The sequence below is a fragment of the Lysinibacillus sp. genome (genome assembly GCF_032093475.1).
GTDB classification, from domain to species: domain Bacteria; phylum Bacillota; class Bacilli; order Bacillales_A; family Planococcaceae; genus Lysinibacillus; species Lysinibacillus irui.
Genome location: NZ_DAMDAY010000142.1, coordinates 5544 through 11542 on the forward strand (window position 1 = coordinate 5544; position 5999 = coordinate 11542).

Here is a 5999-nt window from a genome sequence, read left to right on the forward strand (position 1 = left end):
TATAAAAAAGGGGTTGTCATGGGACAACCTCTTTTTTATTGCATATTTGAGGCCACTTCTTATTTAAATAAAGGTAGGATTCCCTGAATGAAAATAATGAATATAGCAATAGGGGAAACGTAACGAATTAACATGAACCAAATAGTAAACATGAAGCTAGATGCAGCCAATTCCTTACGCGAAATATCCTTTGTATAATAATAACCTGCAAAGATAGAAATTAAAAAGGCTCCAATAGGCATGCCTATGCTGTTTGTCATAAAATCAACAAAGTCAAAAATAGAGCGGTCTAAAATTTTTATATCGGATAATATACCAAATGATAGCGCACTTGGAATACCTAAGATGAAAATGATAATGCCGCCAATCCAAGCAATCTTTTTACGCTTTTCAGGTTTGTCTCCAATCGCAATGGCCACAACTATTTCTAACATGGAAATGGAAGAAGTGACTGTAGCAAAAAGTAATAGGATAAAGAAGATTGTTAAGAAAAGACCACCAAGAGGTAACTGCTCGAAGACAGCTGGCAAAATAATAAATACGAGACCCGGCCCTTGATCGGGCGTATAGCCAAGCGCAAATACTGCAGGGAAAATAACAAGACCCGCAAGTAAAGAGATGATAATGTTCATGGATGCAACATTAATCGCAGAGTTACCAATCTTCTCGGTTTTAGACAAGTAGGAGGCATAAGTAATCATTACAGCAATACCTACACTTAGTGAGAAGAATGCTTGTCCTAATGCCATTAAAAACGTTTCAGCGTTAAAGTAAGACCAATCAGGTACAAACATAAATTTAACGCCTTCCATTGCTCCATCTAAAGTTAAGGAGCGTATCACTAACACAATAAAGAAAATGAAGAGTAGAGGCATCATCCATGTGCTTGCTTTTTCGATTCCACCCTTAATACCTGCTGACACAATGACCACTGTTAGCAACATAAATAGTCCTTGTACAAGCACTGCTTCAATTGGGCTGGAAATAATAGTGCCAAATAAATCAGCGTAGTTGATGTCTGAACTAGCATTCGTCAGCTTAAACGAAATGGCGCGTGCTAAGTAGCTTAAAATCCATCCACCAACAACACTATAAAATGATAAAATAAGGCCCGCAATCACCATACCGCCCCAGCCAATTAAATACCAAGGCTTTCCTGGTGCTTGTTCCTTAAATGATGTAACAGCATCTTTTTGTCCTCGTCGACCAATCATAAACTCTGCTATGAGCACTGGTAAGCCAATAAAGAATGTACATAAAATAAATAATAAAATAAAGACACTGCCGCCATTTGTACCTGCCATATAAGGAAATTTCCAAATGGCCCCTAGCCCAATTGCACTTCCTGCAGCAGCTAATATAAACCCAATTTTAGTTGTAAATTGATCTCTCGATGACACGAAAATAAATCCTCCTTATACTAAAGTTTTATTTTACCTCAATATTCGCATAACACAAGCTATTATCAGAATATTGATGATGGCTATTTGTTCATTCCCAGTGGATAGGAACTAGACTGGTAACTTATTAGGAAGGTACTCCTTTTTGAGTAAAAGTTTGTAACAATTGGATGAGAAGTTTCGTTCCATTAACAAAAGGAGGGATCATGTTGACGGAAGCTGAGTTAATAGCGAGGGCACAGCAAGGGGATAAAGATGCTTATATTGAACTTATCCGCATTCATCAACGAACCGTTGAAAAGTTTGCCTTTCAATGTGGTGTACATACAAATGATTTAGCTGATGTTTCACAGGAAGTATTTGTGAAACTGTATCGGTTTTTACATCAATTTAAACAGGATCGATTTACAACGTGGCTTTATAAAATCACTTTAAATGCAACACGTGATTACTATCGGAAGGAACAACGACAGCAGGCAAAAGAGGACAAACTCCATGCTCAGCAACAAAATGCCTATTCATCAGCAGAAGATAATGTACTTTTGTTCGAAGAGGACAGGCATCTACACAGTGCTATTCAAGCTCTTGATGAAAAATACCGTTATCCTCTCGTCTTGTATTATTTCCACGAATTAAAATACGAAGAAATCGCTGAAGTCTTAAATATTTCATTATCTACGGTCAAAGTGCGATTATTACGTGCGAAAGAAAAGCTAAAGGCAGCGTTAATGCAGGAGGGGAGTGTTGAAAATGGATGATAAGCAATTTGAGCAACGTATGGCACTACTGAATAAATCCTATGAGCAAATGGAATCACAGTTAGATCCACAACGAGTTCTTCAGCAAATTGATGCCGAGGATTACGCAAGAGAATCTTTAGAAAGCGTCAATATGGCTCAAAAGCCTTCTGCAAAGTGGCAAAAAACGGCTGTATGGATCGCTAGCATTGCCAGTGTGCTCTTGGTAGGTATTTTAATTTCGTCTTATATGTATCCTTCAGCATTCGTTCAGTCAGATGAAGAAAAGATTGAAAGCAGCTATGAAGAGTGGTTCTCTAGTTTACAAAAGAAGTATCAAGAGAAACGTGAAAAAACACGCATTGAGTTGAATATACCTGAGGATGACTTTAAGAAACTTTCGTTTGTTGAAACGGCGGACTATATATACAATGATAAAGCTAAAAATAAAAAAATAGTGTTAAATAGAATGGCTTATGATTCAAAATATTTAACGCAGTTAGAGCAAAAAATACTAGATAGTTTGCAAACACCTCGAGAAATGATTGAGCGAATTGAGAAGAACAAAAAACCGATGTCATTTGGCGAGTCTAGATATTTCTTTAGCAAATATTACTACCCTACGAAAGGTGTTTTACAATATTATACAAATGAGCTTTCCCACTATAATACGATGTTGTCACAAAAAAAGAACGATTATCCTAAAGAGCTAAATCAGTTAATTGCAACGGCCAAAAAACAATATTTTGAGTTGTCTTATGATGGACAAAACTATAGTTTTAGAACAAATCCCATTTTTATGAAGGATGCACCAGTATCTATTGACCGTCTTCATCCTGATGTATTAGGTTATTTTAAATATTTAGCTATGGGCTCTTTATTCAATGGTGAGGATTTACGATTTTCTGCAGAAGAATCTGCTCGTATTTTAAAGTTATACGAAAGAACATTAGTAAATGACCTATCAACCTCAGGACTCGATAACCAATTGCGAAATTTAAACAAAGAGTTCGAAAATGCCTGGCTTGTATTATTAAAAGGTATTGATGACAAAATGAGATACTCACCCGAACATTTAAAGCTATTAAAGGATACGGCAAATGGGAAGTATGGAGAATCGATGCGCTTGACCGCACAATTCATCCATGAAGAATATAAGGGAAGTGGGAAATCCAAAACACTAGATCAGCTAACAAAACAGGATATCGGGATAGAGCTTTCTCATTTAAGTAATGATGTCTACAGACAATCAGAAGATGGTGCAACAAGTTTGCGTATTGATTTTCGATGGATTTATCAAACTGAATTCCTTTACAATGCCTATATAACAAGTAAAGATGATAGCATTCTAGAATCATTGAACCCAATAAACGTTGTAAGCCTATTCTTATATGCACAAGGTAAAGGTGATCAAGAAACAGCTAAGCAGTTACTATCTCAAGATGTCGATTTAAGTAAAGTGTCTCCATTTGATGGGATGGAACATTTTACAATTCTTTATGCAACAGATGCCTCTCATACAACCATTAAAGCTGGTGTTAAGCCAGAATCAGTTCAACTAATTGGTCAGCCTATAACCTTCCAGTTAGGTACAGTGACTACAGGAAAAGGTGAAAAACGTTGCATCATAACAGCCATTTCCGAGTAAGGAGATTTTTTGCCCCGTTTTTACTCGTATGTTATAATTTAAGCGATATATACGTAGCAAACAAATAGAAAGTGGGCAAAGGTTATGGTAAAAAAATATGAATTAGGAGACGTGTTGACCGGAAAAGTTACAGGTATTCAACCATACGGTGCATTTGTTGCATTAGATGACAATACGCAAGGCCTTGTGCATATTTCGGAAATAACATACGGCTTTGTGAAGGACGTTAGTGAATTTTTAGCTGTTGGGCAAGAAGTAGAGGTTAAGATACTTGAAATCGATGAAGAGGCCGAAAAGATAAGTTTATCGATGAGAGCGCTACAGGATCGCCCAGCAACAGTAAGAAAAAAAGATGCACCACCACGCAAATCATTGCAGGACCGTGTAGATGAATCGGATGCAAATGGTTTTAATTCCTTAAAAGATAAATTACAGGACTGGATTGAACAATCTGGTCAATAAGAAAACGAGGATGCTTTCGAATGAAGGTATCCTCGTTTTTTTACTATTGTTTTTTTAGTTTGCGAATTCGATATTGTAGGTTTTGTCGGCTCATTCCAAGCGCATTTGCTGCCTTTGTAATATTGCCCTCATATAAATTTAAGACATTTTGCACATAATATGATTCGGCTTCACGCAAATAAGCATCAAGTGGCATGACATTATGATTTTGATGAAACATAAAGAACTCGGGCTCACGATTATTTGTGTCTTGCTGTTGTACTTTGAAGCGGAAATGTAAAGGCAATAAATCTGAAGTAACAGTGGACTCAGTTGTCATAAAGGACACAATTTCATCGAGTAGTAGCTCAAGTTCCTTTAAATTGCCTGGCCAATCATATTGTAAAAATAATTCTTGTACATCTGGTGCAAGTTCAGTGACTTGTGAGGCAAATCGTTCTCGATGTCGACTAAAATAATCTTCGACAAATGGAAGAATATCTTCTTTTCGATCCGTTAAATTAGGAATGGTAATAGCCATTGTTGCAAAGAAATAATAAAGAGACTTTGACAGCTTTTTCTCGGCAATCAATGTAATAGGGTCACTACCTACACTTCCAATCAGCATATATTTGGACTGGGGAAGCGATTGTAGTATATCTAACAGCTGCTCTTGAATGTCTAAGCTCAGAAAATCTATGCGGTCAAAGAAAAAGGTATACTCTTTATCTTCTTCTAAAAGCTGTTGTAATTTATCAAGAACCGATTGAGCTGAGCGGCGACTAACGAGTGTTACGAAGGCGTCAGGATCCGGAGAAGCAGCATGGTGAATACCTTCAGCAACTAAATCTTTCCCAGTGCCCGATTCGCCAATTAATAAGACAGGTAATTTTACGGCAGCAGCTTTTTTAGCGTTCTCGATCACCTGCTTCATTGCTTCAGAGTCAGCTTTTATCATATCAAATGTTAGGGGTTCATCGTAACGACGAAGGGGTTGATAAACAAGCTTTTCCAAAGAAGTAATATCACGAGCAAATTCGATTGCTCCAATCAGCTTACCTTCAACAAAAAGTGGAAAAGTATCATTGATTGTTGTAATTTCATGGCCATTTTTATTCCAATAGGATTGTTTTACATTGATTTCTTTTTTTCCTGTTTGTAAAACACGCATTAATGTACTTTCGTGTTGACGGAAGGAAAACATTTCAATAATCGAACGATCTGCAAGTTCATCAAAATGAAACCCTTCAATTTCTTTCATTTTTGTGTTGTAAATAATTGTTTTACCAGATAGGTCTACTGCATGAATACCAACGGATACATTTGTTGCAATAAACTCATAAAAAGGTAGTAAAGGTTCAGAATTTTTCATAAAAAAGTGCACCTCAAAAATTTTTTACTTGAAATATGCAACGAAATTTTGCATTATAATAAGTGTAAGAATATTTTATACGCAAAGATATTTTGCGTCAATGTTTTTTGCATACCCAAATAGATCTCACAAGGGAGGATTAAGTATGATTCCATACAAACACGAACCATTCACAGATTTTTCACAAGAGGCAAACTACAATGCTTATGTAGAGGCTTTAAATAAAGTTGAAGGTTACTTAGGTCAAGACTATCCACTAATTATCGGTGGCGAACGCATTACAACTGAAGATAAAATCGTTTCGTACAATCCTGCAAAGAAAACAGAAGTAATTGGTCGCGTTTCAAAAGCGAGCAAAGATTTAGCTGAAAAAGCGATGCAAGCAGCAGATGAAACATTTA

5 protein-coding genes and 1 pseudogene are annotated in these 5999 nt (G+C 36.5%); 4 read left to right on the forward strand and 2 right to left on the reverse strand.

The features are described 5' to 3' along the window. Window positions 1-59 precede the first annotated feature (59 nt). Entirely contained in the window at window positions 60-1400 is a 1341-nt protein-coding gene (locus RT445_RS20955; RefSeq protein WP_312505807.1) for a sodium-dependent transporter, read from the reverse strand. 209 nt (window positions 1401-1609) lie between these two features. On the opposite strand from RT445_RS20955, the gene RT445_RS20960 reads away from it, so the two are divergent. The 3 genes from RT445_RS20960 to yugI all read left to right on the forward strand — a co-directional run bounded on the left by RT445_RS20960 (window position 1610) and on the right by yugI (window position 4247). Next, window positions 1610-2158, forward strand: a complete 549-nt coding sequence (locus tag RT445_RS20960) for an RNA polymerase sigma factor (protein WP_274797372.1) — start codon at window positions 1610-1612, stop codon at window positions 2156-2158. Continuing rightward, window positions 2151-3785, forward strand: a complete 1635-nt coding sequence (locus RT445_RS20965; RefSeq protein ID WP_312506050.1) for a hypothetical protein — start codon at window positions 2151-2153, stop codon at window positions 3783-3785. The genes RT445_RS20960 and RT445_RS20965 overlap by 8 nt, the downstream gene beginning before the upstream one ends. An 84-nt stretch (window positions 3786-3869) precedes the next feature. Further along, window positions 3870-4247, forward strand: a complete 378-nt coding sequence (gene yugI / locus RT445_RS20970; RefSeq protein WP_004228409.1) for a S1 domain-containing post-transcriptional regulator GSP13 — start codon at window positions 3870-3872, stop codon at window positions 4245-4247. Between the two features lie 43 nt (window positions 4248-4290). On the opposite strand, the gene RT445_RS20975 is transcribed toward yugI, so the two are convergent. Continuing rightward, window positions 4291-5598, reverse strand: a complete 1308-nt coding sequence (locus RT445_RS20975; protein WP_313471492.1) for an AAA-type ATPase lid domain-containing protein — start codon at window positions 5596-5598, stop codon at window positions 4291-4293. Window positions 5599-5743: 145 nt separating this feature from the next. On the opposite strand from RT445_RS20975, the pseudogene RT445_RS20980 reads away from it, so the two are divergent. Next, window positions 5744-5999: pseudogene (locus RT445_RS20980) on the forward strand (L-glutamate gamma-semialdehyde dehydrogenase); the annotation flags it as partial.

Coding starts and splice junctions, on each gene's coding strand:
- yugI (WP_004228409.1), top strand. CDS start 3,870: ATGGTAAAAAAATATGAATTAGGAGACGTGTTGACCGGAAAAGTTACA.
- RT445_RS20975 (WP_313471492.1), bottom strand. CDS start 5,598: ATGAAAAATTCTGAACCTTTACTACCTTTTTATGAGTTTATTGCAACA.
- RT445_RS20965 (WP_312506050.1), top strand. CDS start 2,151: ATGGATGATAAGCAATTTGAGCAACGTATGGCACTACTGAATAAATCC.